This is a genomic window from Rothia sp. HC945 (genome assembly GCF_051370785.1).
Classification (GTDB): Bacteria; Actinomycetota; Actinomycetes; order Actinomycetales; family Micrococcaceae; genus Rothia.
Genome location: NZ_JBFCSN010000003.1, coordinates 247,128 through 273,374, shown reverse-complemented (window position 1 = coordinate 273,374; position 26,247 = coordinate 247,128). Strand labels below are relative to the sequence as shown.

Genomic DNA, 26,247 nt, shown 5'->3' with positions numbered 1-26,247 from the left:
TCCGCTGTAGAAAGTGATCGCCGTTTTGAGGCGCGCTATGTGGGTTGATCTAGGCAATGTCGAGGTCGGCGAGGTGGCTGTGAGACGTCCGCCGTGGGCTTCGGCCAGGGCCTTGGAAATGGTCAGGCCGATCCCGGAGCCACCATGGTCGCGGTCGCGGGCGGTGTCACCGCGGTAGAAACGTTCAAAAAGGTGAGGTATTTGCTCCAGGCTGATGCCGTCGCCGGTATCGGCGACACGGATGGCCACCCGCCCTGGGCCCTGCCGGTTGGCGCTGAGCGTGACCTGTCCGCCGGCTGGGGTGTGGCGCAGGGCGTTGGAGAGCAGGTTGCCCAGCACCTGGCCCATGCGTTGCCGGTCGGCCTCGATGTCCCCGGCGGTCTCGTCGACGTCGATGTTCAGGGCCACACCTTCGGCGGCGTAGGCCTCCCGGTAGGCCTCGGCGGCCGCGCGCACCAGCTCGGCCACAGGTTGTTCGGTGCGGTCCAGGATGATGCGGCCTTCCTCCGCGCGGGAGACGTCGTTGATGTCTTCCACCAGACGGGTGAGGCGGGCGAGCTGTTCACCCATGAGCTCGCTGGTGGTCTCGTCCCAGTGGGCGACCTCGTCCTGGAGCGCCTCCAGGTAGACCGTGAGCACGGAGATGGGGGTGCGCATCTCGTGGGCCAGGTCGGAGAGCATCCGTCGGCGGGTGTCTTCGGTGCGCTCCAGCTGGGCGGCCATGGTGTTGAACGCCCCGGCGAGGGCGTCCACCTCAGCGCCGGCGCCCATGGCGGGGACCCGGGTGTCGTAGCGGCTGCGGGCCATGGCCTGGGCCGCGTGGGTGAGTGCGTCGATCGGGCGCTGGAGGCGGCGGGTGAACACCAAGGTGACGCCCAGGGCGCATACCAGGGCAGTGGCCAGGGCCATCCCCAGGGTCCAGAGGTTGGTGTCGCGGTAGGCCTGTTCCACATGCATCAGCTGGGTGGCGTCGTGCCCGGCCCCAGCGCGCAGCAGGTGCTCGTGAAAGATCGCCGGGCCCACTTTGGAGGCGGCGAGGACCGCGGCGAGGATGCTGGCGATCACCACGATGGTTTGCGCCAGGAAGAACCGGGAGGCCAAGCCTCGTGGGCGGTGCCTGCTCATCGGCTTGCCATGCGGTAACCGACCCCTCGGACCGTGCTGATGCAGTCAAGATCGGGGTGTGCCTCAATGAGTTTGCGGCGCAGATGCCCGATGTGCACGTCCACGATCCGCTCGTCGCCCACCCAGGACGGACCCCACACGATGTCGATGAGCTGACGGCGGGAGTAGGCCCGTCCGGGGCCGGCCGAGAGTGTGGCCAAAAGATCGAACTCGGTGCGCGTCAGTGCGACCGCGGCCCCGCTCACCCGGGCCTCGTGGGCAGCGAGGTCGATGACCAGGTCCCCGAAGACCCATGGGGCCTCTCGAACGGTGACGGTGCGCGGGCGTCACAGCACGGCCTGGACCCGTGCGACGAGTTCGCGCACGCTGAAGGGCTTGGTGATGTAGTCATCGGCGCCCACCTCCAGTCCGGTCAGCTTGTCGTCCTCGTCCCCACGGGCGGTGAGTATGAGCACATAGCACTCGGAGAAAGACCGAAGGGCACGGCACACCTCGATCCCGTCCAGACCTGGCAGCCCCAGATCCAGGACCACCACATCCGGGTGCTGGTTTCGGGCTGCTTCAAGGGCCGCGGGGCCGGTGTGGGCCTGGTCCACGGTGTAGCCGGCGCGGGAGAGATACGTCGCGATCATCTGCGCTAGGGCCTTCTCGTCGTCGACCACGAGCACCCGTCCCGGATGGGACGGGGAATCGATGCCTGGGTTCATGCCTCCAGTGTCGTCCCCACGCTGTGATCGGGTGACCGCAAGAGCGCAGGTCATCTGCGATCTTCGCTGAATCTTCAAAATAATCCCGGTCTCTACGCCTGTGCGCGGATCCAGAATGGTTGTCGTCGTTCGTGCCCTGCTGTGCCTCGGAAAGGAATCATGAATCAGGTTTCCCGCAGACGGATGTTGACTGGTGGCTTCGGCCTGCTCGGTGCTGGTGTCCTGGCAGGGGGTGCACCTGCTGCGGGTTCCTCCGCGGCACCGTCACTTCCCGGCCGGGCTCTGGTGGAGAAGACGCTTGTCGCGCAGCCGGCGACCCTGGACTTGGGAGGCTTGCAGGTCGATACGTGGGCCTACGGTGACACGGTCCCTGGACCGCTGATCCGGGCCACGGCCGGGGACCGGCTACGGATCACCGTCGACAACCAGTTGCCGGCCGAGACCACCGTGCATTGGCATGGCATCGCCCTGGAAGCCGCTGCCGACGGGGTGCCAGGGCTGACACAGGACCCGATCGCCACCGGGAGCACCTACACCTACGATTTCACCGCACCGGATCCGGGGACCTATTTCTACCACCCCCACGTCGGGCTCCAGCTGGACCGGGCTCTGTACGCTCCGCTGATCATCGATGACCCGAAAGAACCAGGGTGCTACGACCACGAATGGGTGCTCGTGCTCGATGACTGGCTCGACGGCACGGGACGCACGCCCGAGGACGTGCTCCAGGCGCTCACCTCCTCCAGTGGGAGCGGGGCCGGCCACGGGGGCATGACCGGAATGGACCACGGGGACATAGGCATGAGCTCCCCGGAGGCTATGGGCGGTATGGATCACGCACCGATGAAGGGCGGTAGAGACTCGCCCTACGGCGAGGACGCCGGGGACGTGACCTACCCGCATTACCTGGTCAACGGCAAGGCGCCGGAGGCCCCGGATGTGCTGGCCGCCAAGCCGGGGGATCGGGTGCGGCTGCGGATTATCAATGCCGCCGCCGACACCATCTTCACCGTCGCTCTCGGCGGGCACCGCATGGAGGTGACCCACACCGATGGGTTCCCCGTGAAGCCGCAGGAGACGGACGCGCTGGCCATCGGCATGGGCGAACGTTACGACGCGATCGTCACCATAGCTGACGGGGTCTTCCCGTTCGTGGCCGCCCCCATGGGCAAGGACGGCCAGGCCATGGCGTTGATCCGCACCGGCTCCGGCTCCGCACCGGCCCCGACGGTGACGCCGAAGGAACTGCGTTGCCCGGCCTTGATCGGCGCCGAACTGGAACCGGCCGACAGCGCCCGGTTGGAGACCCGGGACGTCGAAGTGGCCCTGCCTATGGCGCTGACCGGACAGATGGACCCTTACCAGTGGGGGTTCAACGGCGCTCCATACGGCAAGAATGACCCGCTGATCATCCGAGAAGGCCAACGCGTCCAGCTGGACGCGGCCAACCAGACCATGATGGCCCACCCGCTGCACGTCCACGGCCACACCTTCGCCCTGCCCAACGGATTACGCAAAGACACGGTCATGCTCGCCCCGATGCAATCCCTGGCCCTGCAACTGCAAGCCGACAATCCCGGGGATTGGATGGTCCACTGCCACAACCTGTACCACGGCGAGGCCGGAATGATGATCGAGATGAGATACCGCCGATGACGCTCATGCCCCGACGGGCTCTCCTCGGTTTGGGCCTGGTCACAGGGACCGGGCTGGCGGTCGCAGCTTGCTCCCCGCAGCCGGGTACCTCCACATCGGCCCCCTCCGGTGAGGGCGCCGGCGAGGCCACGGCGATCACCCATGTTCATGCCATCACGCGCGCCCCGGTCGACGGGGCCGTGCTGCTGGCCACCCACGAGGGCCTCTACCGTCTCGAGGACGGGGACCTGACCAGAGCCGGGCCCATCGTGGATCTGATGGGCTTCACCATCGCCGCCGACGGCCGCTACCTGGCCTCAGGCCACCCCGGCCTGGGCGTGGACCTACCCGAGCCATTGGGGCTGGCCGAATCCGCCGACGGCGGGCAGAGCTGGAGTGTGCTCTCTCGCGGCGGGGAATCGGATTTCCACGCCCTGGCTGCCGGGCCCACCGGGATCATCGCCTTCGATGGGCAACTACGGTTCAGCCCCGACGGGCGCACCTGGCAGATGCGCGCCATTCCCTCGGCCCCGGCTTTTCTGGCCGTGTCCCCGAAATCGGGAGCGGTGCTGGCCACCACAGAAAACGGCGTGCTGCGCTCCACCGACGACGGCGCCAGCTGGACCTCCCTGAACACCCCCCAGCTGGCCTCACTGGTGGCCTGGGCCGACGACCGCACCATCGCCGCCACAGGGATCGACGGGCGCCTGCTGACCAGCACCGATGCCGGGGTTAACTGGACCTCCAGTGAAGAACCCCTCGGGGAGATCACCGCCCTGGGGGCCAGCCGCACCGATGACGGTGACGTAGAAGCGCTGCTGATGGCAAAAAACCAGGTGCTGCGCACGGTCGACGGGGGAGCGACCACACAGCAGCTGCTGTGACAGCTGGGCTGTGAGCTGACCAGGGCCGAGAATGCCCCCCGGGCGGGACTTACCGCAACAAGACAACTTCAGGGAGACGACCATGAGCGAGGCCTCTAAGCGCCAGGAGATGGTCCCGGCGATGAGCGCCGTAGGCGCGGCTCTGTCGCGGAAGCGGCTGAGCGGCATCGGCGCAGCTCGGGGGCTGGCTCTGATCGGGTTGACCGCTATCCACTACCTGCCCGCCCTGGTGGCCGGGGTGGGCTTAGGTCGGGTTGACCGCTATCCACTACCTGCCCGCCCTGGTGGCCGGGGTGGGCTTAGGAAGCATCACAACTTCCCGGAAACCCCTCGCCAAATATACCCCCGGGGGGTACTGTCGAGAATGAGGAGGCAACTATGACGGATTCGCACGCCCACCACCATGGTGGAGCCTCGCCCTTACGCGAGGCCCCCACCCCCGATCACCCCCACGATTCCCAGGACGAGCACTCGGGTGACGGCGGCCACGAGGGAAACGGTGACCATGGAGGCCATGGTGGACATGACCACGTCGCCATGTTCCGCCGCTTGTTCTGGATCTCCCTGGTCATCTCGATCCCCACGATCTTTCTCAGCGGCAGCTTCGCGCACCTGCTGGGCTACCAGTTGCCGGACAACGCACTGATCACCTGGGTCCCCGTGATCCTCGGCACCGTGCTCTACGTCTGGGGCGGCCGCCCGTTCCTGACCGGTGCGGTCGACGAACTCCGGCAGCGCAAACCCGGCATGATGACCCTGATCACCCTGGGCATCTCGGTGGCGTTCTTCGCATCCTGGGGCAGCCACCTCGGGCTGCTGCCACCGGACCTGGAGTTCTGGTGGGAGCTGGCACTGCTGGTCGTGATCATGCTGCTGGGGCACTGGGTCGAGATGGCGTCTCTGGCCCGCACCTCCAACGCGCTCGATGAGCTCGCGGCCCTGCTGCCCGACGAGGCTGAGGTGCTCGACCCTGACGGCTCGACGCGAACGGTCGCGCCCTCGGACCTCGCCGTGGGCGACCGCGTGCTGGTCCGTCCGGGCGGACGCATCCCCGCCGACGGTGAGGTGGTCGAGGGTGCGGCCGACGTGGACGAGTCCATGGTCACCGGCGAGTCGGTGCCCGTCACGCGCGGGCGGGGTGACCGGGTCGTGGCCGGCACCGTGGCCACCGATCGACCGCTGACCCTCGAGGTCACCGAGATCGGCGAGAACACGGCCCTGGCCGGTATCCAGCGCCTGGTCCAGGACGCTCAGTCCTCCTCGACCCGCGCCCAGCGCCTGGCCGACAAGGCGGCGAACCTGCTGTTCTGGTTCGCCCTCCTCGCTGCCGCGATCACCGCCGTCGTGTGGGCGATCCTCGGCACACCCAGCATGGCGCTGGTCCGTGTTGTCACCGTCCTGGTCATCGCCTGTCCCCACGCTCTGGGGCTTGCGATCCCGCTGGTCGTCTCGATCTCGACCGGACGGGCCGCCCGCCAGGGCATCCTCGTCTCGGACCGCAAGGCCCTTGAGCTCGTGCGCAGCATCGACACCGTCGTCTTCGACAAGACCGGCACCCTCACCCTCGGCGAGCCCGCTCTGCTGGGCGTGCAGCTGGCACCAAACGCCCCGGCGGGCATGAACGAGGACCGTCTCGTGGCCCTCGCGGCCGCGACCGAAGCGCAGAGCCAGCACCCTCTGGCGCGGGCGATCGTGGCCGCCGCACAAGACCGTAACCTTGCCGTGCCGCAGGCCACCGGCCACGACAGCGCGACCGCGGTCGGCGTCTCGGCCACCGTCGAGGGCACCGACATCCGCGTCGGTGGCCCCGCGCTGCTCAGCCAGGCCGGTGCGGAGCCGCTGTTCACCGACGAATGGGCTCAGGACGGGCGGATCGTTCTGCACGTCCTCGTCGAGGGCCGAGTTGCCGGGGCCCTAGCCTTGGCCGACGAGGTCCGTCCGGCCGCCCGCGAGGCGATCGAGGCCCTGCACCGCCTGGGGATCGAGACGGCGATGCTGACCGGCGATGCCCACAACGTCGCCGAGGCCGTTGGCCGCGAATTGGGCATCGACCGCATCGAGGCTCAGGTCCGTCCCGAGGAGAAGAGCGCCCGGGTCCGCCAGTTGCAGGAACAGGGCAAGAAGGTCGCGATGGTCGGCGATGGTGTGAACGATGCTCCGGCTCTGGCCCAGGCCGATGTCGGGCTCGCGATCGGCGCCGGAACCGACGTCGCGATCGCCTCGGCCGGGATCATCCTCGCCTCCGAGGATCCGCGCGCGGTGGTCTCGGTCGTGCGGCTCTCGCGCGCCTCCTACCGCAAGATGGTGCAGAACCTCTGGTGGGCTGCCGGCTACAACCTGATCTCGGTGCCGCTGGCAGCCGGTGTGCTGGCCCCCATCGGGTTCGTCATGCCCATGGCCATCGGCGCGCTGCTCATGGGCGCCTCTACGGTGGTGGTCGCGCTCAATGCGCAGACGCTGCGCGGCCTCGACCTCACCGCTGAGGGGTCGGTCGAATGGGCAAAGAATCAGACCTGACCCGGGTCGTCAGCGTGGCCATCAATTCTTCGCCAGTCTGTTGTCGCAGGGTTGGCATAGAGACTTTCAGGCCATCCACGCCTGAAGGAACATCAACGAAGGAGACGAGATGAAGAAGTCCATCTGGACTACCAGCATGGCCGCTACCGCAGCGGTGAGCATGCTCGCGCTGACCGCCTGCGGAGGCACCGCGGAGGAGGAAGACGCACAACCCGCACCGTCGCAGACGGCGTCCGAGGCGGCGGCTGCGCCGTCGACATCGTCCGAGTCATCGAATATGGACATGGGCATGGATCATGGTTCCGGGGGTATGGCCGGGCACAATCCCGAGGGCGGGCCCCCGCCCGAGGGCATCGAGGCCGCAGCCGATTCCACCTATCCGATCGACTCGACGGCGGTTCTCACCGCTGACCACATGCCCGGCATGGCGGGGTCAGAGGCGACGATCACCGGTGCCTTCGATACGACGGCCTACTCGGTGAGCTACACGCCCACAGATGGTGGCGAGCCCGTCGTCGACCACAAGTGGGTCGTGCACGAGGAGCTGGAAGATCCGGGTGAGGCGCCTCTTCCGGCGGGTACCGAGGTCGTGCTGGAGGCCGATCACATGCCCGGCATGGAGGGCGCCGAGGCGACGATCGAGAGCTCGACCGAGGAGACCGTGTACATGGTCGACACCACGATCGATGGCATGGAGATGGCCAACCACAAGTGGTTCGTCGAAAGCGAGCTCCAGCCCGCCGAGTAAGCGTGAAAGGGGCGGTGTCCCGGCCCGCGCGTCTTCACGAACTCTTCATGGCTTCGCCCTTCCGCCTCCTGCCGGTCGCTGTCTATGGTCAACGGAGCGGGTTGGTGCCTGCCAGCCCGCTCCGTTCGGATCGACAGAAAGAGCGAGACCATGACTCATCACGTGAGCTCGATGCTGGAGACGTACCCGAAGGATCTCGGCGGCATCGACACCCAGAAACTGGCCGAATGCATCGAGGCCTGCTTCGAGTGCGCGCAGACCTGCACCGCCTGCGCCGACGCCTGCCTGGCCGAGGACATGGTCGCGGAGCTGACCCAGTGCATCCGTCTGAACCTGGACTGCGCCGACCTCTGCGAGACCACCGGGAGGGTGCTCTCCCGCCAGACCGGCAACAACATCGACGTCAACCGCGCCGCGCTCGAAACGTGCCGGACGGCGTGCCGGTCCTGCGCCGAAGAGTGCGAAAAGCACGTGGATATGCATGAGCATTGCCGGGTCTGCGCGGAGGCGTGCCGGCGCTGCGAGATCGCCTGCGCGGATCTGCTGGCCTCTCTGGATTGAGACCGGCCTGCTCAGACCTTTGTTCGCCTTCCAGCAGGCTGAGGCTTGCCGCAGCAAGCTGGGGGCGAACCTCAACCGTGGGGGAGATGCCAACGGCGCCAAGCCACAACCAGGTGAGGATGACTGCGCGGTCTACCAGTGGCGTCCGGACCCAGTAATCCATGGGTCGTGGGTTCGATCCCCACAGGGCCCACCATTGTGATGTCTCAGTACATCGGAAACACCCCGAACCCTCAGGTTCGGGGTGTTTTTCGTTGTGGCTGGTACTTCCGCGTGGGGTCCAGGGTGAGCTCGCGGAGGATCTCTCCGGTGGCCTTGGCCACGATGGTGATCTCGCGGTCCTCAACGATCAGAACGACGTGGGTTCGGGCGTGGGCTCGGCCGATGCCGATGTGGAAGAGCTGGCCGTCGTAGCGCAGCGTGACTTTGCCCGTGGCGTCGATCTTGTCGGTGCGGAACCGGGTCGTGGCCGGTGCCAGGGGCCCTGGGGTGTCCTTCGGTGCGGCGATGTAGGCGGCGTACGGGGTGGTCTTCTTCGCTGAGTGGATCCGCTGAGTGTTGTAGATCTCGCGGAACTGATCGAGCAGGGCCTGCAGGCCCGGCAGGTCTGCTGGTGGGGGCTGGGCTGCCAGCCACTTCTTCAGGGTCTGCTGGAAGCGCTCGACTTTGCCCTGGGTCTGCGGGTGGCCTCCGCGGCAGTCCCGCTTGGATGGTGGACAACGTGGCTTCGTAGACGGCGGGGCCGTCGGCCCACATGCGGGACTTGGTGGTGATCCAGCGGTGGATGCTGGCCGCGATCGCACGCGCCTCAGAGGCCGCTAGTTGTAAGAGGGCATGACGTTATTGGCAGGGGCCGGGACGCGTGAGGCCGGGGGATGATCGCCACAGGCGGTATGGGGCCGATGGTAATTGAAGTGGTTCACCCACACCCCGATCGCGTCCCGGCGGGCCTGCTCGCTGGAATAGGGGCGGGCGTAGAGGACCTCGTCGGCCAGCAGGCGGTTGTACCGCTCCACCTTCCCGTTGTGCCGCGGCGTGTAGGGCTTGATGCGCTGGTGGCGGCCGGCGAGGGCTTCCACGCAGCGGGTGAAGTCGCGGGCCCGGTAGTTGGCGCCGTTGTCGGTCACGACCCGGTGCAGCCGCCTGATGCCATGGGCGGCGAAGAAGGCCCTCGCCCGGCAGAAGAACCCGATCGTGGTCACCGCCTTCTCGTCGTCGAGGGCTTCGGTGTAGGCCAGCCGCGAGAAGCCGTCCACGGCGGAGTGCAGGTAGGTGTAGCCGACCTTCGCTCCGGGCCCGCGCTTGGCCGCCTTCGCGGCGGTGGATCCGCGGCCGTGGGCCCGCCAACCGCCGCCGTCGGGGATCTTGCCGACCTTCTTCACATCCAGGTGGACCATGTGCCCGGGCCAGGCGGCGCGGATGCGTCCCGGGGCCCTGCGGGAGTTCTCGCCTGCGGGGGTGAGGTCGCGCAGCCGGGAGATCCCGAGTCGGTGCAGCCAACGGCCCACGGTACGCAGACTGATCGCCACGGCGCGGTCGGCCAGGTGACGGTGGATGCGCCGCGCCGACCATTTGCGGCCCCGGCGGAGCGTCTCGATAAGGTCGACGACCGCCGCCGGGGTGCGGGTGCTGCTGTGCCGCGGGGTCGAGGGCCGGTCGGTGAGCCCGGCTTCGCCGGACTCGAGGTAGCGGGCCACCCAGGTCGCCACCGTGGGCCGGCTGACGCGGAACTCGGCGGCCACGTGGGCCTTGGGGATCCCGTCGTCGAGGTGGCGCAACACCATGCGCAGCCGGCCGGTCGGGGTCAGGGGTGCATTAACGTGGGTCATGAACGGGCTCTCTCGTGCGGGCGGACGGTGTAGGAACTTCCATCCTGTGACGAGGAGCCCGTTCCTCATCTCATCGACGCACCCGCGCCAAGAACCTCATGACCCACAACAACTAGGGATTCGGAGGGGTCGATGCCGGCGTCGTTGAGGATCGTTTCGAAGGAGAGCACGATGTCTGTATCCCACTTCCAGGAGCTGGAGGATGCTTTCTGAGCATAAGCATATTGCCGCCGAGGATATGGACGCGGTCGAGCGTTGATGCCTTCCATCAGCGCGCTGAGAGCCTAAGACGCGTCTCGTGGGCCTACGAGTACGACCACCATGTTGGGGACACTAGGGTGTTCATCGATGACGATGGTGAGACCATCGGTAGTAGTGCGGTGCCTCTTTAGATTGGTATAGGCATCTTGCACCATAAGGTACGCACTATCTTCTGGGACACCGAGAGAGCTGATTACGCATTTGGCCTCGACCCTACTCACATAGCGCGGATCGTCTTTGTCCGTGGCTTTGATAGAAGCGAAGGCAAAGTACTGCTTATCGGGATCGGAGAACCAACTGGGCTTCTCCGCAGTCCCACACGCCTGACCTGCCGTGTCAAACCATGCCTTGATCTCTTCTTTGCTGAGTGCCGAAGGGGTCGGGGTAGGGGTGCTCGTTGTAGGAGTAGAGGAAGGGGTGCTGGTCGTTTCGGCTGGTGAGCTGTTGCTGACGGTTCGGTGGGCACTAGGGGTAGAGGTGCTGGGAGTGCTCGCGATCCCTATCCCCGCTGCGGCGACAAGTATCACAGCGGGGAGGCAGATGGCTGTCACGCCTTCCCAGATGATGCGATCTCGCTGTGTCAGTACGACAATGCCAATAATTATCGCGGTGATCAGCAGAGCCACCCCAAGCATCCGAACGGCGGGGAACAAAATAAACAAGGCCCCAAGGACTGCAAGTCCGACTGCGGTGAGACCAAGAGCTGTGTATTTGGGGCCGGGGTACATAAGGGTGTCCTGTCAGTGATTCGCTGAAGACTCGCAAGAGTGTGGTGAAGCCAAGGAGTCAGCATGACGGCACCCGGAGTGGGTCATTGTGACCACGACTTGAGGGGTTGAGGTGTCACTAGCCGTGATGTTGTCTGGGCTGCGGCTTAAGTGTACCTGATCTTAGCCTTGGCAAAGCCTCCTTATAGAGGGGGCAATATCGGTGTAGGGGGAAGGTCCTAAGGGTGCGGATGCTGGTTGTGGGTTATTGAATATGGATTGAATACAAACGACCGTTTACAAGGCACCTTCGGGCTAAACGGGTTGATGCGGCGGGGTTATGTCTCGTTACCCGTGTCCGCAATCTATGTCGCATCAGCGACGTTTACGGCACATTGTGGGGCATGGTGATGATCGGATACGCGAGGGTCTCGACCCGAGACCAGAATCCGGAGGGGCAAACAGATGCCCCGAATGCGGCCGGATGCCAGAAGCTTTTCGTTGACCACGCCTCAGGGACTCTGACCAAGCGCCCTGCTCTGAGCAGGGCGTTGGCGTATTTGCGAGAGCGTGACACATTGGTGGTCACCAAGCTGGATCGACTGGGTCGTTCGGTGGGTAATCTCAAAGACGTCGCTGATCAGTTGCAGGATCAAGGTGTTGGGCTGGTTGCCCTGTCCCAGGGGATTGATACCACCACGGCCGGAGGCCGGTTGTTCTTTCACATGCTGGCAGCCATTGCGGGGTTCGAGCACGATCTGATTGTCGAGTGGACTCGTGACGAGTTGGCAGCTGCCCGTGCGCGTGGCCGGAAGGGCGGACCGAAGTTCAAAATAACCCCAACGAAGGTCAAGCAGGCTCGGGCCATGTATGACGCGGGAGAGCACACGGTGCAGCAGATCGCTGACACCTTCGGAGTCTCGAGGCCGACCATCTACCGGCACTTCGGGCAAGAGACCAAATGAGATTGTTATCCCTGTTTTTCATGACCACTCGTGCAAGATGAGCCGGATCTGCACACCAAAGGAGGATTGGCTTCCTCCCCCATGGGTGGGGGAGGAAGCCAACGTGAATTATTGGGCGGACCGTCGAGTCAGGAGTGTTCCTGCGGCGCAGCTGATGGCGAGGCCGAAGAACAACCACGTGAGCCAGATGTGTCCCGAGGAGGCTCGTTCGAACAGGCCAGGAAGGAGGAGAAGGAGGATCCCGCTTGAGATGGCCAAGCCGATGATGAAGCCGGCCAGGGTGTGTTTTTTGGACATCTTGTTTCCTCTCTAGCTGAAGCAGCTGGCGACAGCGGTGACAGAGGCCCCTCCTACTGGCGCGTACCCGCCGATGCATGCGACACAGACCGGGATGGTCACGCCGGCTTCTCCGGCAGCGCAGGCCCCGGCGCACGTGCCGACAATGAGGTATCCAACCGTGATATGTCAAGCAAGGTTGATCTCGGTCATGGTGATGTCCCTGCTGGATTGAGGGTTCACCCCTGTGCAGAATCGACCGAATTGGTCCTTCCTGATCAGTGGCATCCGTGTCATCTACCAGGTACCATAGGAAATGCGAAGGGCAGTAGCCCCGAGAAGTAAGCCAGGCAGTCATCCGGACGGTTCGACGAGCCTGGCTCGCGTATTTAACGGGAAGGATGCTGGCCGGCTCCATGCTCTGCTCTGTCTCAGGCAACCGGGACGGAGTCTCCCGGTGGACGGTGCAACGAGCGATGCAGGAAGCAGAACGCGCCCAGAGCTAGATACATCGTCGCCCGCGCGGTATATTGAAGGTGTCGTTCGTTGCCCGTCACGACAACATCGACCGCCCTGATTGACCCTCAGAGTGTTATAAAGCGGGCCCGCCGGGTTGCAGCCTGGCGAACCCGCTGTCACTATGACTGGTGTTTAGACGAAATGCTTGAGCATCTCGAGTAGTGACACCAGCGAATCAGCAAGACCCCTGAGATCTTCTGGCTCACCGAGTACTAATCCGAGAATCAGCCAGTAGACCGGGGGTTTTTGCTTTTCCGGTGGACTTTCCAGCTCACTCATAGCCGACCACCTCCGTTCCGGCCCTGATTACTCCCAGGCGTCATGCGAATCAGATGGCGGGTGACCGGGAGGTCACAGGACGCCTGAAAGGCGGCCGCAAACCAGTTTACCGAGATGGATCATCCTTCGGGGCACACTCTCCTTCGCTCATGAAACCTGTGGATCAAAGAACGATCACAATCCGTCTGGGCCGAGATGCTCCTGCCTCCGGCCACCCCCTGACAAACTGTCCGAAGCCGGCACATATGACTAGCCCTCAAGTAGTCAGCCCGCCTCTGCCGTAGCGGTGATCAGAACACGAAAACGACGATCGGAAACGGAGATGGGGATCTCTCGGGTGAGCCGATCCTGGATTATTCGTAGTGATACCGGCAGGCTGCAATCCGTATGTCGTCGCCGCTGATCTTGTAGACGAGTCTGTGCTCGTCGGTGATGCGGCGGGACCAGTACCCGGAGAAACCGTGCTTGAGGGGCTCGGGCTTGCCGATACCTTCGTTGCCGTTGCGTTGGATGTCTTTGATGAGCGTGTTGATGCGCTTGAGGGTTTTGCGATCTTGGGCCTGCCACCAGAGATAATCCGCCCAGGCGGCCTCGTCCCAGACCAGACTCATTCAGCCAGCTCCTGCCGAGTCCCGCCCCCGTTTTCTAGACGGTCGATGGAAGCCAGGAGCCGACGAGCATTCGCCGGGTTCCGGAGGAGATAAGCGGTCTCCTTCAGCGATTCGTAGTCATCGAGAGAGACCATCACCACCGGGTCGTGGCCGGCGCGGTTGATGATGACTTCTTCCCGGTCGTTGGTGACTGCATCCAGGGTCTCGGCGTATCGTGCCCGTGATTCTGAGTACGACATCGTTTTCATGTCTCTACACCTTTCTAACGTACAGAATATTGTACGTAACAACATGTTGCCGGGTCAATCGTCGGTCGTTGGCGCTCCCGCGTGGTTGAATGGCTGCCTTAAGGACAGGCCCTTAAGTTGTCAGACCCCCTGTCTACGGTGGAGGCCAGAACACGGACTCGACGATCGGACACGGAGGTGGGGGCATGGATACGGAACAGACAGATCCAGATCTGCGGGCCTACAAGTACCGTCTGAATCCGAACGCTGACCAGCTCCGTGCCCTGTCCCAGGCGGCCGAGGCGGCCCGGGTCTCCTACAACATGCTCATCGCCCGCAACCTGGATGCGTTGAAAGCCGGATGGGCTGCCGAACGGGAACTGATCAAGGCAGGCACCGACGCCGCCGAAGCGAAGAAACAGATCAGAGCCCGCCGTAAACAGGAACCTGCTCTGCAAACCCTGTCCTGGACACGATTCAGTACCGAGGTACTGACCCCGGTCCGTGCAGAACACCGGCGCGCCGAGACTGTCCTGAACAGCGGTGGCAGTTGGGATCACCCGCGCTGGTCGAACCCTTGGTTGCACACCGCACCTCGGCGGGTACTGATCTCCGGGGCGCAGAACGCCTCGCGGGCCTTCTCCAACTGGATGGATTCGCTCTCCGGAGCACGCAAGGGCCGACCGGTGGGTCTGCCCCGGTTCAAGAAGAAAGGCCGCGACCGGGACTCGTTCACGATCCCGGCACCGCAGGCCATGGGCGGCTACGGTGCCACCTACCTTCGTGGTGGCCCCCGTTCCGGCGAAGTCATCCGGGACTACCGTCACCTGCGGCTGGCCTTCCTCGGTGTCATCCGGACCTGCCAGAACACCCGGCGGCTCTCGCGTGCCCTGAAACAGGGCGGGACGATCAAATCCTTCACCATCTCGCAGGCCGGGGGATGCTGGTACGCCTCCCTGCTGGTCGAGACACCGGCTGCACCAACACCGCCGCAGCCCACCCGAGCAGCCCGGGCTCGCGGAGAAATCGGCGTCGACCTCGGGGTCCATGTCATGGCCGCGACCTCGGACGGGCAGCTGGTGGACAACCCTGCCCCGGGCAAGAAGGCGGCTGTCCGATTGAAGAAGCTGCAACGACGTCTGGCTCGATCGCAGAAGGGATCCGCCCGCCGCAAGCGCCTGGTGACCCAGATCAGCAGGACGCATCACAAGGTGGCTTTGCAGCGTGAGACGGCCGCTCATGAGATGACCAAACGACTGGCGACCGGGTATTCGATGGTGGCTATCGAGGATCTCAACGTGGCCGGGATGACGGCCTCGGCGGCCGGGACCATCGAGGCCCCGGGGAAAATATCCGGGCCAAGTCCGGGTTGAATCGTGCCGTCCTCGATGTTGCTCCGGGGACGATCCGGCGGCAGCTGGAATACAAGGCTTCCTGGCACGGTGCCAGGGTGGAAGTGATTGACCGGTACGCACCGTCGTCGAAGACGTGCCCGAACTGTGGGGCAGTAAAAACCAAACTGTCCCTGCCCGAGCGGGTCTATCGGTGTCGCCATTGCGGGGTGGTCCTTGATCGTGACATCAACGCTGCGATCAATATTCTCGCCCTCGCTCGAGGACACAAGACGGAGACCGGTCGAGATCATCAGCTCGCCTGCGGCAAGCGGGAGAGGGTAAGCGGACGCGGAGCCTACCGCCTGTCCCGGCGTACGCGCTGGGAGATACCAGGTGGAGGGCGTGAAAGCGTCAAGACCGTACCAGCAGGTGCGGCCACCGTGCCCGAGCAATCGGACACTCATCCCTATAATCAGCTGCGGGAAAAATGAATCGGGATCGGGGTAGGCAGACGCGTTTGGCCTGGTCAGGCAGTGTTTTCCCCGCGCACGCAGGGGTGAGCCCAGAGTGCCCATCAGGCCGAACAATGTTTTCCCTGCGTGCGCAGGGGTGAGCTCTATCAGATGCCGGATCCGTCGAACGCGTCCAAGTTTTCCCCGTACACCCAGAGGTGAGCCCCGAGGTGGATGGGGGCCGACAGCTTCCTGGCGTTTCCCTGCGTGCGCAGGGCAAAGGCCCTTTTATGATGCGACTATCGGCCTGGAGGCGACCTCGAAATCACCCCGGTCTTGGATCAGGATACGCTGACGAGTACCCACCGATATCTCCAGAAGGGAACCAGCAATGGACAGCACCAGCTATACCAAAGCTGAACTACTCGCCCTCCAGGGCCCTGAAGTCCAAGCCGCGCATCGAAACCATATGCAGAACGCTGAACGAGCCACCGAAGATCCACAACTTCCTTAGGACTACCGACCTGACGAGGGCGCGCACTGGCAGCCAGAGTATTAGGTGACTGGGTGGAGTGACTGCGCCAGACTCCGCATCTATTCCGCACATTTTATGGGCATTGGTGACAGTGGTTGGCAACTTGTTGGGCTCGGTTCCGGGCAGAGGGAAGCCGCTGCCATCCCGCAGAAACCCGTGATTATCGCGAACTCTAAATCGTAAGGTCACCGGATCGACGCCGGTCGGAGCCACTGAAAACCGCCCCGTAGGCTTCTATGCGGGGCGGTTTTCTTTGTTTAACGGCCGGAGGCTGCCGCGGACGGGCTCCTCACCGTCGCCACGGAGGAATGCCGGCGGCGGCGACGGGTTCGACGTCGTCGGCACCTCCCCGGCCGGGTGAGGCATGGGCGGCACGGATCAACTCGAGCTGCCCATCACCAGGCGTTAGTCTTCGAGTCCTTGGCCGGTTGGAGACACCAGAATCTTCACTGCCGTCTCGTTGTGGTTGATCAACGTGTCGAAGCCTTTGTCGATCAGGTCGTCGAGACCGATCTTGCCCGTGATGAACGGGCGGAGATCCACTCGGCCCTCTTCAACGAGCTTGATGGTTGCGGGGTGGTCGTATGAGTACCCGATGGTGCCCCGGAGGTCGATCTCCTTCATGACCAGTTTGTGGAGAGCGACCTTGGGCTCGTGCCCCCAAATCGATACGTTGACGATCACGCCGGCCGGGCGAACGGCGTCGAGAAGCATATCCAGCACGACGTCGACCGAGCTGCACTCGAAGCCGACGTCCGCACCCTTCCCATGGGTGAGCCCGCGAACCTCTTCGGCCACGTCCACTTCCCGAGGATCGAAGGCATAGTCGGCAACCCCCGCGTCCAAGGCTTTCTGACGACGCAATTCCGATAGTTCGGAAATGACAACGGTCAGTCCTTCCGCCTTGGCCACAGCCGCGGTGAGCACGCCGATGGGGCCGGCGCCACCGATAATGGCGGTATCCCCTCGAGTGGCTCCGGACCTCACAAAACCGTGGTGTGCCACGGAGAGGGGTTCGATCAGGGCCGCTTCGTCGAGCCCCACCGAGTCCGCAATCGGGTGGACCCAGTGACGGTTGACGGCAATCTGTTCCCCGAGACCGCCGCCTCCACCGCCCAAGCCGATGAAATTCATGTCAGGGCTGAGCTGATAATGGGGGTCTTCCCAGTCGCGTTCGCGGATGAGATAGGGCTCGACGACGACCTTCTGTCCGACCTCGAGGTCGTCGACGCCCTCTCCCAACGCGGCGACGGTGCCGCTCATCTCGTGCCCGAGCGTGATGGGTGCTTCTTCACCGGAAATCGGGTGGGGCTGGCCCGCCGGGGGAACGAAGATCGGCCCGTCCAAGTACTCGTGGAGGTCAGTACCGCAGATGCCTGACCACGCGACGTCGATGAGAACCTCGCCGGGACTCGCTATCGGCGGTTCGACGTCGTCAATGCGGATGTCGTGGTTCTGGTAGTAACGGGCGGCGCGCATGGTCTCTTCTTCCGTTCGGAGTCAGTGCATGGCCAGTTTAGTGTCCTCGATCACCATGCCGAACCTCCCGACTCACCGGGTGAGAATCCGGCGGCACGGGTTTCCGACGTCGGCGACGCAGGATGGAAGAAGACTCTGAGCGGCCAATCCTGGTCCAGCGGAAGCGGCCCCGCTGGCATGACAAGCAGGTGCGTCAGCGTCCGCTGATGATATCGATGCCCACGGTGTCCCGGTCTGCGCGCTTGTCCCACCGCGTGACCGTCAGGCTGACCAGCGCCAGCACCAAGCCCGACGCGGCGAGTCCGATGCCGATCCAACCTGGCGAGAGATAGCCGAAACCGGCGGCAATCGACGCGCCGCCGAGGGCGGCCCCGAGGGCATTGCCAATATTGAAGGCCGAATGGTTGACCGCCGCGCCGAGGAGTGCGGCCTTGCCCGCGATGCGGATCAGCCGGGCCTGGATGGACGGGATCAGAATCGACTGGGTGACGCCGATGAGGAATACCGACGCGAAGAGGCCGACCTTGGACGAAGCGAGCAGCGTGTACAGCACCAGGGAGACGATGAACGCGCTGAAACCGAACAGGACCGTCTTGGTCAGATTGCGGTCGCTGGCCCAGCCACCGATCATATTGCCGATCGTCATGCCGATGCCCAAGACCGCCAGAACCCACGGGACCGTCGACGCCGACAAGCCCGCCACCTGGGTCGAGACTTCGGTGATGTAGGAATAGACCGCGAAGAATCCGCCGAACCCGATGGAGCCGACGGCGATCATGATCCAGATGCGGATGTTCTTGAACGCTCGCAGTTCGGACCCTGCGGTGCGAGTTGCATCACCGGTGTGGCGCGGGAAGGAATAGAACGCGAGAACCAGGGCCACGGCGAAAATCACCGCGACCATCAGGTAGGCCGAGCGCCACCCGAAGTGCTGCCCGAGCCACGTCGCGATCGGAACACCCACAATGTTCGCAATAGTGAGTCCGGACAGTGCCAGGGCAATCCCCTTCCCCTGGTTGCCCGGGCCCATGAGGCGGGCCGCCAACAGCGAGCCGACCGCAAAAAATGCGCCGTGGGGGAGGGCCGCAATGAAGCGGAACAGGGAGAGCAGCTCGAAAGTCGGTGCGAACGCGGATGCGAGTGTCCCGAGGATGAACAAGGCAAGGAGCAGGAACGCCAGCCGTGTTTGGGATGCTTTGGCGCCGAGGGCCGCGATGGTTGGGGCTCCCACCACCACACCCAACGCATACATCGTGATGAGCGTTCCGGCCCTGGCGATCTCGGTCTCGGGGGATTCGCTGAATTTCGGCAGGAGATCTCGCGCGATGTCCGGAAGGAGACCCATGGAGGCGAACTCGGTCACTCCGATACCAAATCCGCCGAGGGCGATGGCAAGGAGGGCAATGCTCCGGCGGGTGGGTGTGAGAGTGGTCAAAGGTGACCTTCCTGAGTGGAGGGGAATCGATGTGAGCCAGTCGCCGTGCTCGAGCGCAGACTAGGTTAGCCCGTTCATTGCGGGGTGTCGACCGCGATGCTGTCCGTTGCTATATGTGACTTGACGGTTCATCTCGCAGGTTCACGAACGTACACATCGGTAGTCGCGCGTACTGTCCCACGGCATCCGTTGATCAAGTCCCTTCGGTGCAAAACGCAGAGTCGGACGTGGTCAAGGTCTCTGCAATGCTCAGTTCCGTGACTTGGGGTTGCGGGTGCGTGCCGCGTGGGCTCGGGCTTTCATGCGGTTGCCGCACGTCGCCATGGAACACCACTTGGCGGTCCCTGGGCGCGTGTGATCAATGAGGTAGAGATTGCACTCCGTGTTCGCGCACGCTCTCAACCGTCCCGGTAGGTGCTCGTTGACCTGCGACCATGCCTGCAGGACGCGAGCCGCGAGCCGTACATCCGGGGGCGCGGACAGCTTCCACTCGACCCCATGCGGCGTGACCTCTGCCCGCATCGACGCCTCGCTCATCAGCGCCTGGAGAGATTTTGTGGCGGTCTCGCTGCCTCGGATCAGGTCCTGCAACCGGTCCCGTGCGATCCGCAGATGCCGCAACTCTGGGTCGTCGCCGGACCCGCCGTAGGCGCGGGCTAGGGCGACGCCGCGCTGACCGTGCAGATATTCCAGGGGCTCCCCGCCGTCCCGCGGCGCGGAGTTGAGAACGTCCAACAGAAGTTTTTCGTCTTCGATCACGTGTGCCCTCCTTCGCGTACCCATGCTACCGTGCCCGTAACCAGTAAAGCTAGTTTAGGAGGTTAGTAATGGTGGCTGTTCACCACCGCGAGATCATCGTCGAGGGCTGGCGTGTTTTCTACCGGGAGGCCGGCCCCGTCGACGCGCCGGTGATGCTGCTCCTGCACGGATACCCCACCAGCTCGCACATGTTCCGGCACCTCATTCCTGCTCTGGCGGACCGCTATCACGTGATCGCGCCGGACCATATCGGCTTCGGAAGATCCTCCGCCCCGGCCGTGGACGATTTCGAGTACACCTTTAGGGAATTGGCGCGGATCACGCATGCCTTCCTCGAATCGGTGAGTGTGGAGCGGTTCACCGTCTATGCGCAGGATTACGGTGCGCCCATCGCATGGCGTCTCGCCCTCGAGGACCCGGATGCTGTGGGCGGCGTGATCTCACAGAACGGCAATGCCTACGACGAGGGATTCGTCCCCGACTTCTGGGAACCCATCTGGGCTTATGGGCAGGACCCTTCGCGGAAGAACGAGGAGGCTCTTCGCCCCGCGCTGGACAGGGAAGCAGTGGAATGGCAGTACCTCCACGGTGTCCCGGACCCGTCCGTGGTGGATCCGGATGCCTGGGAGCACGACATCGCCCTTCTGGGGCGTCCAGGCAACGACCTCGTCCAGCTGGCCCTCTTCGCCGACTACCACACCAACCGTGCCCTCTACCCGAGGTTCCATGAGTGGCTGCGCACCTCCCAGGTCCCGGTCTTGGCCATCTGGGGTCGCAACGACCAGATCTTCGGCCCGGCCGGGGCCGAGGCCTTCCGTCGGGATGCCGCCGATCCGCGGATCGAGCTCCTGGACGGCGGCCATTTCTTGCTCGAGTCACACCTGGATGAAGTCGTGGCCGTCATTCGAGACTGGAGGGCATCTTTCCAGCCCTGACATCGTGGGGCGTTGCCGCAGGGCCCCACAGCGCCCGCTACACCAGATGCTTGGTCGAGGTCTCCGGGGCGTACTTGACGGTGAAGAGGAGGCCGACCAGCAGCACGAGGGCCAGCGCGAACATTGACCAGGATATTCCCCAAGCGGACAGCATGAGGGGAAGAATGAATGTCCCCGCCGCCGAAGCGATCCGGCTCAACGCATTGAGGAGTCCCACGCCGGTCGCGCGCAACCTCGTGGGGAACAGTTCGGCCGGATACACCTGCGTCAGGTTCGACGCAGCGGACATCACGAAGGTGTACACGACGAACGGGATCATGAGGACGCCGATGGAGGTGTCGACCAGCAGACCCAGCAGGATCAGCGATGCCGTGAGGATCACGAAGGAGATGATGCTGGCACTGCGCCGCGAGAACTTCTGGACGAACCACAATCCTGCGATCCCTCCAAGGAGGAGGAAAATGTTCAGGACAATTTCCTGCAAGTGCCCGCCCGAGACGTCCAGGCTCTCGAAGATGGTCGGCATGAACGTGTAGATGGCAAAGTAGGGGAGCACGAGGGCGCTGTAGAACACGATGCCGAACCAGGTGTACTTCGCTTGCCCTGAGGCGAAGACCTCACGGAATCCGCCGCTGTCCTCGGGCTCGGAGTTCGTGGCCAAGTCCGTCGTCGAGATATCCACCTTGAGGTATTTCCCGACGATCTTCTGGGCCTCCTCGACGCGACCCTTGCTGATGAGCCACCCCGGCGATTCCGGGGCTCCGATCCGCACCGCCAGGACCACGAGGGCGGGAATGGCGCCGCTGGCCAGCAGCAATCGCCACGATTCCTCCCCCGCGAGGAACAGGCTTCCCAGGATATTTGCGACGACGTATCCGACGGTCCACATGACGGTCAGGGAAGACAGCATGATGCCGCGAGACTTCCTCGGGGAGAACTCCGAGAGCAACGTTGGCCCGACGGCGTAGTCCGCGCCGAGCCCGAAGCCGATAATAAGCCGCAGAATGAAGAGGCTCAGGAACCCCTCGGCCCAGAACTGTAGGACCGAGGCGACCGTGATGATCACGAAATTGAGGACGAAGACGCGCTGCCGCCCGATGAGGTCACCCACCCGTCCGAGCACCAGGCTCCCGAAGAACAGCCCGATGAGTGCCGAACTGGCCAGCAGTCCCGATTCGAGGCCGGTGAGCGACCATCCCGCAGTCAGCGCCGGCAGGAGCGCCCCGATCATGCCGAGGATATAACCGTCCGTGAAATTGGCACCGAAGGTCATGACGGTGACCCGTAGGTGAAACCGGTTGAACGGGATCTCGTCGATGGCCTGCGTCGCGGGTGAGTCCGATATTTTTACCATTCGAATTCCTGATCGTTCGTACGATCCCGCGACAAGTCGGCGGGATGCTGTGTGATGCTGGCCAGTCCTAGTGCGACGTCGTGCGCAATTTCCTGGAGACTTCGGACGCGGCATGGCGCAGGAGCGCCCCGTCGCTTCGGTTCTTCTGATGGGTCGCTCTGTAGGTGGGGACCAGAATGCTCATGGCCGCGATGGGTCTGTTTCCCCCGTAGACGGGTGCCGAGATGGCGGTGATGTCCTCCTCGACGATGTTCTCCGAAATCAGGTAGCCCTCGTCCGGGGTGCGCCCCTGGAGGACCCTCCCCGCCGCGGATCCGGCCGCGGGTATCGTATGCCCGACCCAGCTGACGTGTCGGACCGAATGGTTGCCCTCGACAATGCTGATGTACAGGACGGTGTCATCGTGTGCCTCGACGCTCAGGTACACGGACTCTCCCGTCTCTGCCGCGAGGTCCTGCATCGGCTGTCTGGACAGGTCGGCCAGGGAATCATTGCTGAAAGCCTGAGCGCCGACCTGGATCAGGCGGGTGCCGGGGCGATAGATCCCGGCGTCGTCGCGCGTGAGCCAATTGCTCGCTTCCACGGTCCGGAGCAGGCGCAGGGTCGTGCTGACCGGCAGGTCCGCTTCCCGGGCAGCTTCCGCCAGGGTCATGGCGCCTTGGCCGCAGACGATTCCCATCAGATCGAGTGCTCGCTCAACGGTTCGGGTCGACGTTTCGGCCAAGGGGGCCTCCGGGAAATAGTCGGGGTGAGCCAGGTAACAGTTTTGTCTAGTGAAACATTAAAACCGCCTAGTGAAAACCATAAATTTGAGGAAGACTGGGCCGCATGCGAGAACATGAGCAGCAGGATCGTCAGCAGACTCGAAGCGAGCACCCTCGAGATGCCCGCCATTCCGGCCAATCGGAGCCTCCGATCGAGGTGGACGGGGCCGGGCTGACCCTTGCCGATCTCGACAAGGTTGCCCGTGGTTCTGGGGCCCGCCTTGCGCCCGGGGTCCTCGATCGACTCCGCCGTCAGTATCGAGAAGCTCGAGAGATCAGCACGCGCCAATCCGTGTACGGCCAATCCACGGGCGTGGGGGCCAACCGGTTCGTCGAGGTCGATGAGCACGACGACGAACACGGCTTGCGCTTGCTCCGGAGCCACGCCGCCGACGCCGGTCCCCATGTCCCCGAGGAGACGGTCCGAGTCATGCTGGCGATCCGTCTCTCTCAGCTTGCGGCCCCCGGGAGCGGGATCAGCCCGGATGTGGTTCAGGGCCTGGAACGAATGCTCCGGGACGATGCCTTGCCCCGGGTTGGGACGATGGGAGGCATCGGGACGGCGGATCTGGCGGCTTTGGCATCCACCGCCCTAGCACTGGCAGGGGAACGCCCGACCACGAATCCGTGGCCCACGCCCGTCTCCTTCGGCAAGGACAGCGCCTTGCCGTTCATGAGCAGCAGCGCGTTGACCCTGGCGCGGGCCGCGCGGGCCGTGACTCGACTGCGGGATCTGGAGCGCTCCTCGCGAATTGTCGCAGCCCTCTCGGCCACGGCCGTCGGAGCCAATAGGCAAGCATTTTCCCCGCAGGCAGGCCGGGCCGCCGTGGTTCCCCCAGCCGCTCGAGTCGCAGAAGAAATGCGCGGTCTCCTGCAGGAGGAAGCGGAGCCGGCCCGCATCCAGGACCCCTTCGGCCTGCGCGCTTACATCCAGTCCCAGGGCGCCGTGGTCGACGCCATGGATCGACTTCGGTGCCTCGTCGAGTCGTTGACCGCGACGGCCCAGGAGAATCCCCTATTCGATTTCGAGTCGCAGAGCGCCGTGCACCACGGTGGGTTCCACCAGGTTTCACTCGGCCTCGCCATCGACGGGCTGGACCTCGCCCTGGCCCAAAGCGCGCCCCTGGTCGTTTCACGCATCACCATGCTCCACGATCCGGCGTACACGGGTGCGCCCTCGTTTTTGGCCGACGGAACCGACGGCTCCTCCGGGCACATGATGCTCGAGTACATTGCGGCCAGTGCCATGGCCCAGCTGCGGAATGCGGCCCAGCCGGCGTCGCTCAACACCGTGGTCCTTTCGCAGGGTGCCGAGGAGGACGCGAGTTTCGCGACTCAGGCGGCCGAGCAGCTCGACCGGGCGGTGGACAGTTACCAGACGTTGCTATCCATGGAGTTGCTGTCGGCGCACCGGGCCATCAGCGTGCTGGGCCGAGCGACGTCGTCGTCGCTCCACAGGGCGGTAGCGCGTCTGCGAGAGGCGCTCCCCATCGTCGCGGCCGACCATGACCTGCGCCCGGACATCGACGCGGCCGGTCATGTGCTTCCGGGACTGGCTCGCGGGATTCTTCCGGAGCCTTGAGCCGGACGTCTTGGGGTGCGGCGGTTTCCGGGGCGACGCCGCGTCGATCCCCTCGAATTCGATGCGCACGAGGGGAGGCGTGTCTTCTTCACCCTGCCCCCGACCAAAAATTTTCACCAACCGCCGTTCAGGCCTGTCGGACGGGGGAGAAACGTGCCATATTGGGCCCAAGGCAGACTTCGGATAGGGGAGAACACCGTGGCTTCGTCCATCGCAACATATATTTCGCTTCCGGGGTATACGGCCGAGGCGATGACGCATTGGCACGAGATATTCGGCGGTGAACTGACGATCCTCCGGTACGCCGACGCCGGCACGGAGGGGATGCCGTTCACGCCGGATCCGGAAGCAGTTGCCCACTCGACGCTGACGTTGCCGAACGGAGCAATCGCGGCTGGCGACTCCATGGATGACGGCACCGACTATCCGATCCGGGGAACCGCGTATTCCCTGTTGGTCACCACGGATACCGCGGAAGAGGCCCGCGGCTACATGGACGGATTCCTAGACGCGGGCGGGACCACCAACATGCCCTTCGAAAAGGCGCCGTGGGGAGACTGGTACGGTCAGGTCTTCGACCGATTCGGCGTGATGTGGGCCTTCTCGACGTCAGACGCGTAGCCGAGGTCGTTTGCAGTCCGGCGGAGGGCTGGCTCGCCGGGCGGCAGGGACTAGTCGAACTCGATCTCTCCGTCGTCCGGGCTCTCGACCCAGGGCTCCCATCGGGTTTCACGGACTAGGCCGCCCTGACCTTCGAGTCTGTGAGCCTGCCGTGGTTGTGCAACCGCGGCCGACGGGAGAAGAATCGAGCGTGGGAACACTGGCAAGCAATGAGCGGTACGGGCACTGACGCCCCATGACGCCGAGTGGTCCGCCGCGGAACGGAAGTGCAAGCATGACTGTCCTGAACGAAACCTACGCACTCTCGAACGACGTCGCCATCCCGCGACTTGGGCTGGGCACCTGGTTCATCCAGGACGACGCGGCGGCGCAAGCTGTGCGCGACGCGGTCGAGATCGGGTACCGCAACATCGACACGGCCCAGGCCTACGGCAATGAGGCCGGAGTCGGAGAAGGGGTTCGTACTGCGTCCGTGCCTCGCGACGAATTGTTCGTATCGACCAAGCTTGGCGCGGAAATCAAGGATTACGACGACGCCGTCGCAGCAATCGACGGTTCGTTGGAAAAGATGGGCCTGGACACGATCGACCTGATGCTCATCCACAGTCCGCAACCTTGGGACGATTTCCGAGGCGGTGACTACTCCGAGGGAAACCGCCTGGCATGGCGTGCCATGGAGGAGGCATACGAAGCCGGAAAACTGCGTTCGATCGGCGTCTCCAATTTCCTTCAGGAGGATCTCGACCGTCTGCTCGACGGCGCAAACGTTGTCCCGCACGTCAACCAGTTGCTCGTGCACGCGGGAAACACCCCGGTGGACCTGTTGGACTACTGCGAGAGCAAGGGGATCGTCGTCGAGGCGTATTCGCCCATCGCGCACGGTGAGATCCTGAACACCCCAGAGGTCACGGCGATGGCCGAGAAATACGGGGTGTCGGTCCCGCAGTTGTGCATCCGCTACACCCTTCAGCTGGGCACCGTCTCGTTGCCGAAAACCGCCAACCCGGACCACATGCGCTCCAACGCGGAGGTGGACTTCGAGATCTCCGCGGAAGACATGGAGGAACTCAAGGAATTGCACGATAAGGACTACGGCGAATCGAGCGAATTTCCCGTCTACAGCGGGAAATAGCGCCGAGCGAATCC

The 26,247-nt window shown here is 64.3% G+C and carries 24 protein-coding genes and 1 pseudogene; 12 read left to right on the top strand and 13 right to left on the bottom strand.

The window, feature by feature from the left end; all coding sequences use genetic code 11:
- Together AB0Y14_RS11210 and AB0Y14_RS11205 are read right to left on the bottom strand one after the other, a co-directional pair.
- Window positions 1-1,125 (bottom strand): sensor histidine kinase (locus tag AB0Y14_RS11210; RefSeq protein WP_436589337.1); only part of this gene is annotated, 1,125 nt, incomplete at its 3' end.
- Window positions 1,122-1,832, bottom strand: a pseudogene (locus tag AB0Y14_RS11205) (response regulator transcription factor). The gene AB0Y14_RS11210 and the pseudogene AB0Y14_RS11205, both read right to left, overlap by 4 nt.
- 159 nt (window positions 1,833-1,991) lie before the next feature.
- On the opposite strand from AB0Y14_RS11205, the gene AB0Y14_RS11200 reads away from it, so the two are divergent.
- The 5 genes from AB0Y14_RS11200 to AB0Y14_RS11180 all read left to right on the top strand — a co-directional run bounded on the left by AB0Y14_RS11200 (window position 1,992) and on the right by AB0Y14_RS11180 (window position 8,177).
- Window positions 1,992-3,488, top strand: a complete 1,497-nt coding sequence (locus AB0Y14_RS11200; protein WP_436589336.1) for a multicopper oxidase family protein — start codon at window positions 1,992-1,994, stop codon at window positions 3,486-3,488.
- Window positions 3,485-4,351, top strand: coding sequence for a F510_1955 family glycosylhydrolase (locus AB0Y14_RS11195; protein WP_436589335.1), 867 nt, complete (start codon window positions 3,485-3,487; stop codon window positions 4,349-4,351). Before AB0Y14_RS11200 ends, AB0Y14_RS11195 begins: the two co-directional genes overlap by 4 nt.
- A gap of 378 nt (window positions 4,352-4,729) precedes the next feature.
- A complete protein-coding gene (locus AB0Y14_RS11190) occupies window positions 4,730-6,868 on the top strand; it encodes a heavy metal translocating P-type ATPase (RefSeq protein ID WP_204782700.1) in 2,139 nt (712 codons plus the stop codon).
- 109 nt (window positions 6,869-6,977) lie between these two features.
- On the top strand, window positions 6,978-7,616 hold the full coding sequence (locus AB0Y14_RS11185) for a DUF1541 domain-containing protein (protein WP_436589334.1): 639 nt from the start codon (window positions 6,978-6,980) through the stop codon (window positions 7,614-7,616).
- A 150-nt stretch (window positions 7,617-7,766) separates the two neighbouring features.
- A complete protein-coding gene (locus AB0Y14_RS11180) occupies window positions 7,767-8,177 on the top strand; it encodes a four-helix bundle copper-binding protein (protein WP_006214730.1) in 411 nt (136 codons plus the stop codon).
- Between the two features lie 233 nt (window positions 8,178-8,410).
- Here AB0Y14_RS11180 and AB0Y14_RS11175 read toward each other — a convergent pair whose 3' ends face one another.
- Both AB0Y14_RS11175 and AB0Y14_RS11170 read right to left on the bottom strand, forming a co-directional pair.
- Window positions 8,411-8,980: an integrase core domain-containing protein gene (locus AB0Y14_RS11175; RefSeq protein ID WP_006214729.1), complete on the bottom strand. Its 570-nt coding sequence runs from the start codon at window positions 8,978-8,980 to the stop codon at window positions 8,411-8,413.
- 15 nt (window positions 8,981-8,995) lie between these two features.
- A complete protein-coding gene (locus AB0Y14_RS11170) occupies window positions 8,996-10,006 on the bottom strand; it encodes an IS481 family transposase (RefSeq protein ID WP_436589333.1) in 1,011 nt (336 codons plus the stop codon).
- A 1,372-nt stretch (window positions 10,007-11,378) separates the two neighbouring features.
- Between AB0Y14_RS11170 and AB0Y14_RS11165 the strand changes: the two genes are divergently transcribed.
- Window positions 11,379-11,939 carry a recombinase family protein gene (locus AB0Y14_RS11165; RefSeq protein WP_436589332.1) on the top strand — a complete coding sequence of 187 codons (561 nt, stop codon included), beginning with the start codon at window positions 11,379-11,381 and terminating at the stop codon, window positions 11,937-11,939.
- A 108-nt stretch (window positions 11,940-12,047) separates the two neighbouring features.
- Here the strand turns inward: AB0Y14_RS11165 and AB0Y14_RS11160 are convergent, their stop codons facing one another.
- The 4 genes from AB0Y14_RS11160 to AB0Y14_RS11145 all read right to left on the bottom strand — a co-directional run bounded on the left by AB0Y14_RS11160 (window position 12,048) and on the right by AB0Y14_RS11145 (window position 13,872).
- Entirely contained in the window at window positions 12,048-12,236 is a 189-nt protein-coding gene (locus tag AB0Y14_RS11160; RefSeq protein ID WP_129360324.1) for a hypothetical protein, read from the bottom strand.
- 630 nt (window positions 12,237-12,866) lie between these two features.
- On the bottom strand, window positions 12,867-13,013 hold the full coding sequence (locus AB0Y14_RS11155) for a hypothetical protein (RefSeq protein ID WP_436589331.1): 147 nt from the start codon (window positions 13,011-13,013) through the stop codon (window positions 12,867-12,869).
- 353 nt (window positions 13,014-13,366) lie between these two features.
- Window positions 13,367-13,624: a Txe/YoeB family addiction module toxin gene (locus tag AB0Y14_RS11150; protein ID WP_129360331.1), complete on the bottom strand. Its 258-nt coding sequence runs from the start codon at window positions 13,622-13,624 to the stop codon at window positions 13,367-13,369.
- Window positions 13,621-13,872 (bottom strand): type II toxin-antitoxin system Phd/YefM family antitoxin, encoded by a 252-nt coding sequence (locus AB0Y14_RS11145; RefSeq protein WP_436589330.1) that lies wholly within the window; start codon window positions 13,870-13,872, stop codon window positions 13,621-13,623. The genes AB0Y14_RS11150 and AB0Y14_RS11145 overlap by 4 nt, the downstream gene beginning before the upstream one ends.
- 185 nt (window positions 13,873-14,057) lie before the next feature.
- Here AB0Y14_RS11145 and AB0Y14_RS11140 point away from each other — a divergent pair, with 185 nt between their 5' ends.
- Window positions 14,058-15,224, top strand: coding sequence for an RNA-guided endonuclease InsQ/TnpB family protein (locus AB0Y14_RS11140; protein WP_436589329.1), 1,167 nt, complete (start codon window positions 14,058-14,060; stop codon window positions 15,222-15,224).
- Entirely contained in the window at window positions 15,221-15,676 is a 456-nt protein-coding gene (locus AB0Y14_RS11135; RefSeq protein ID WP_436589328.1) for a zinc ribbon domain-containing protein, read from the top strand. The genes AB0Y14_RS11140 and AB0Y14_RS11135 overlap by 4 nt, the downstream gene beginning before the upstream one ends.
- A 901-nt stretch (window positions 15,677-16,577) precedes the next feature.
- On the opposite strand, the gene AB0Y14_RS11130 is transcribed toward AB0Y14_RS11135, so the two are convergent.
- From AB0Y14_RS11130 to AB0Y14_RS11120, 3 genes are all read right to left on the bottom strand, one after another.
- A complete protein-coding gene (locus AB0Y14_RS11130) occupies window positions 16,578-17,651 on the bottom strand; it encodes a 2,3-butanediol dehydrogenase (RefSeq protein WP_436589327.1) in 1,074 nt (357 codons plus the stop codon).
- A gap of 193 nt (window positions 17,652-17,844) precedes the next feature.
- Entirely contained in the window at window positions 17,845-19,086 is a 1,242-nt protein-coding gene (locus tag AB0Y14_RS11125; RefSeq protein ID WP_436589326.1) for an MFS transporter, read from the bottom strand.
- Window positions 19,087-19,335: 249 nt separating this feature from the next.
- Window positions 19,336-19,845, bottom strand: coding sequence for a CGNR zinc finger domain-containing protein (locus AB0Y14_RS11120; RefSeq protein ID WP_436589325.1), 510 nt, complete (start codon window positions 19,843-19,845; stop codon window positions 19,336-19,338).
- A gap of 68 nt (window positions 19,846-19,913) precedes the next feature.
- Between AB0Y14_RS11120 and AB0Y14_RS11115 the strand changes: the two genes are divergently transcribed.
- Window positions 19,914-20,780 carry an alpha/beta fold hydrolase gene (locus AB0Y14_RS11115; protein WP_436589324.1) on the top strand — a complete coding sequence of 289 codons (867 nt, stop codon included), beginning with the start codon at window positions 19,914-19,916 and terminating at the stop codon, window positions 20,778-20,780.
- A gap of 37 nt (window positions 20,781-20,817) precedes the next feature.
- On the opposite strand, the gene AB0Y14_RS11110 is transcribed toward AB0Y14_RS11115, so the two are convergent.
- Together AB0Y14_RS11110 and AB0Y14_RS11105 are read right to left on the bottom strand one after the other, a co-directional pair.
- Entirely contained in the window at window positions 20,818-22,134 is a 1,317-nt protein-coding gene (locus AB0Y14_RS11110; protein ID WP_436589323.1) for an MFS transporter, read from the bottom strand.
- Between the two features lie 67 nt (window positions 22,135-22,201).
- Entirely contained in the window at window positions 22,202-22,858 is a 657-nt protein-coding gene (locus AB0Y14_RS11105; RefSeq protein WP_436589322.1) for an IclR family transcriptional regulator, read from the bottom strand.
- Window positions 22,859-22,962: 104 nt separating this feature from the next.
- On the opposite strand from AB0Y14_RS11105, the gene AB0Y14_RS11100 reads away from it, so the two are divergent.
- The 3 genes from AB0Y14_RS11100 (at window position 22,963) to AB0Y14_RS11090 (ending at window position 26,233) form a co-directional block, all read left to right on the top strand.
- Window positions 22,963-24,480, top strand: coding sequence for an aromatic amino acid lyase (locus AB0Y14_RS11100; RefSeq protein WP_436589321.1), 1,518 nt, complete (start codon window positions 22,963-22,965; stop codon window positions 24,478-24,480).
- A gap of 198 nt (window positions 24,481-24,678) precedes the next feature.
- Window positions 24,679-25,101: a VOC family protein gene (locus tag AB0Y14_RS11095; protein ID WP_436589320.1), complete on the top strand. Its 423-nt coding sequence runs from the start codon at window positions 24,679-24,681 to the stop codon at window positions 25,099-25,101.
- Between the two features lie 274 nt (window positions 25,102-25,375).
- A complete protein-coding gene (locus AB0Y14_RS11090) occupies window positions 25,376-26,233 on the top strand; it encodes an aldo/keto reductase (protein ID WP_436589319.1) in 858 nt (285 codons plus the stop codon).
- Window positions 26,234-26,247 lie beyond the last annotated feature (14 nt).

What these genes read in the sequence shown, in the direction of transcription:
- AB0Y14_RS11150 (WP_129360331.1), bottom strand. Translation starts at nt 13,624, where the DNA reads ATGAGTCTGGTCTGGGACGAGGCCGCCTGGGCGGATTATCTCTGGTGG.
- AB0Y14_RS11130 (WP_436589327.1), bottom strand. Translation starts at nt 17,651, where the DNA reads ATGCGCGCCGCCCGTTACTACCAGAACCACGACATCCGCATTGACGAC.
- AB0Y14_RS11170 (WP_436589333.1), bottom strand. Translation starts at nt 10,006, where the DNA reads ATGACCCACGTTAATGCACCCCTGACCCCGACCGGCCGGCTGCGCATG.
- AB0Y14_RS11200 (WP_436589336.1), top strand. Translation starts at nt 1,992, where the DNA reads ATGAATCAGGTTTCCCGCAGACGGATGTTGACTGGTGGCTTCGGCCTG.
- AB0Y14_RS11090 (WP_436589319.1), top strand. Translation starts at nt 25,376, where the DNA reads ATGACTGTCCTGAACGAAACCTACGCACTCTCGAACGACGTCGCCATC.
- AB0Y14_RS11195 (WP_436589335.1), top strand. Translation starts at nt 3,485, where the DNA reads ATGACGCTCATGCCCCGACGGGCTCTCCTCGGTTTGGGCCTGGTCACA.
- AB0Y14_RS11160 (WP_129360324.1), bottom strand. Translation starts at nt 12,236, where the DNA reads ATGTCCAAAAAACACACCCTGGCCGGCTTCATCATCGGCTTGGCCATC.
- AB0Y14_RS11185 (WP_436589334.1), top strand. Translation starts at nt 6,978, where the DNA reads ATGAAGAAGTCCATCTGGACTACCAGCATGGCCGCTACCGCAGCGGTG.
- AB0Y14_RS11165 (WP_436589332.1), top strand. Translation starts at nt 11,379, where the DNA reads ATGGTGATGATCGGATACGCGAGGGTCTCGACCCGAGACCAGAATCCG.
- AB0Y14_RS11190 (WP_204782700.1), top strand. Translation starts at nt 4,730, where the DNA reads ATGACGGATTCGCACGCCCACCACCATGGTGGAGCCTCGCCCTTACGC.
- AB0Y14_RS11110 (WP_436589323.1), bottom strand. Translation starts at nt 22,134, where the DNA reads ATGGTAAAAATATCGGACTCACCCGCGACGCAGGCCATCGACGAGATC.
- AB0Y14_RS11155 (WP_436589331.1), bottom strand. Translation starts at nt 13,013, where the DNA reads ATGAGTGAGCTGGAAAGTCCACCGGAAAAGCAAAAACCCCCGGTCTAC.
- AB0Y14_RS11115 (WP_436589324.1), top strand. Translation starts at nt 19,914, where the DNA reads ATGGTGGCTGTTCACCACCGCGAGATCATCGTCGAGGGCTGGCGTGTT.
- AB0Y14_RS11100 (WP_436589321.1), top strand. Translation starts at nt 22,963, where the DNA reads ATGCGAGAACATGAGCAGCAGGATCGTCAGCAGACTCGAAGCGAGCAC.
- AB0Y14_RS11145 (WP_436589330.1), bottom strand. Translation starts at nt 13,872, where the DNA reads ATGAAAACGATGTCGTACTCAGAATCACGGGCACGATACGCCGAGACC.
- AB0Y14_RS11140 (WP_436589329.1), top strand. Translation starts at nt 14,058, where the DNA reads ATGGATACGGAACAGACAGATCCAGATCTGCGGGCCTACAAGTACCGT.
- AB0Y14_RS11180 (WP_006214730.1), top strand. Translation starts at nt 7,767, where the DNA reads ATGACTCATCACGTGAGCTCGATGCTGGAGACGTACCCGAAGGATCTC.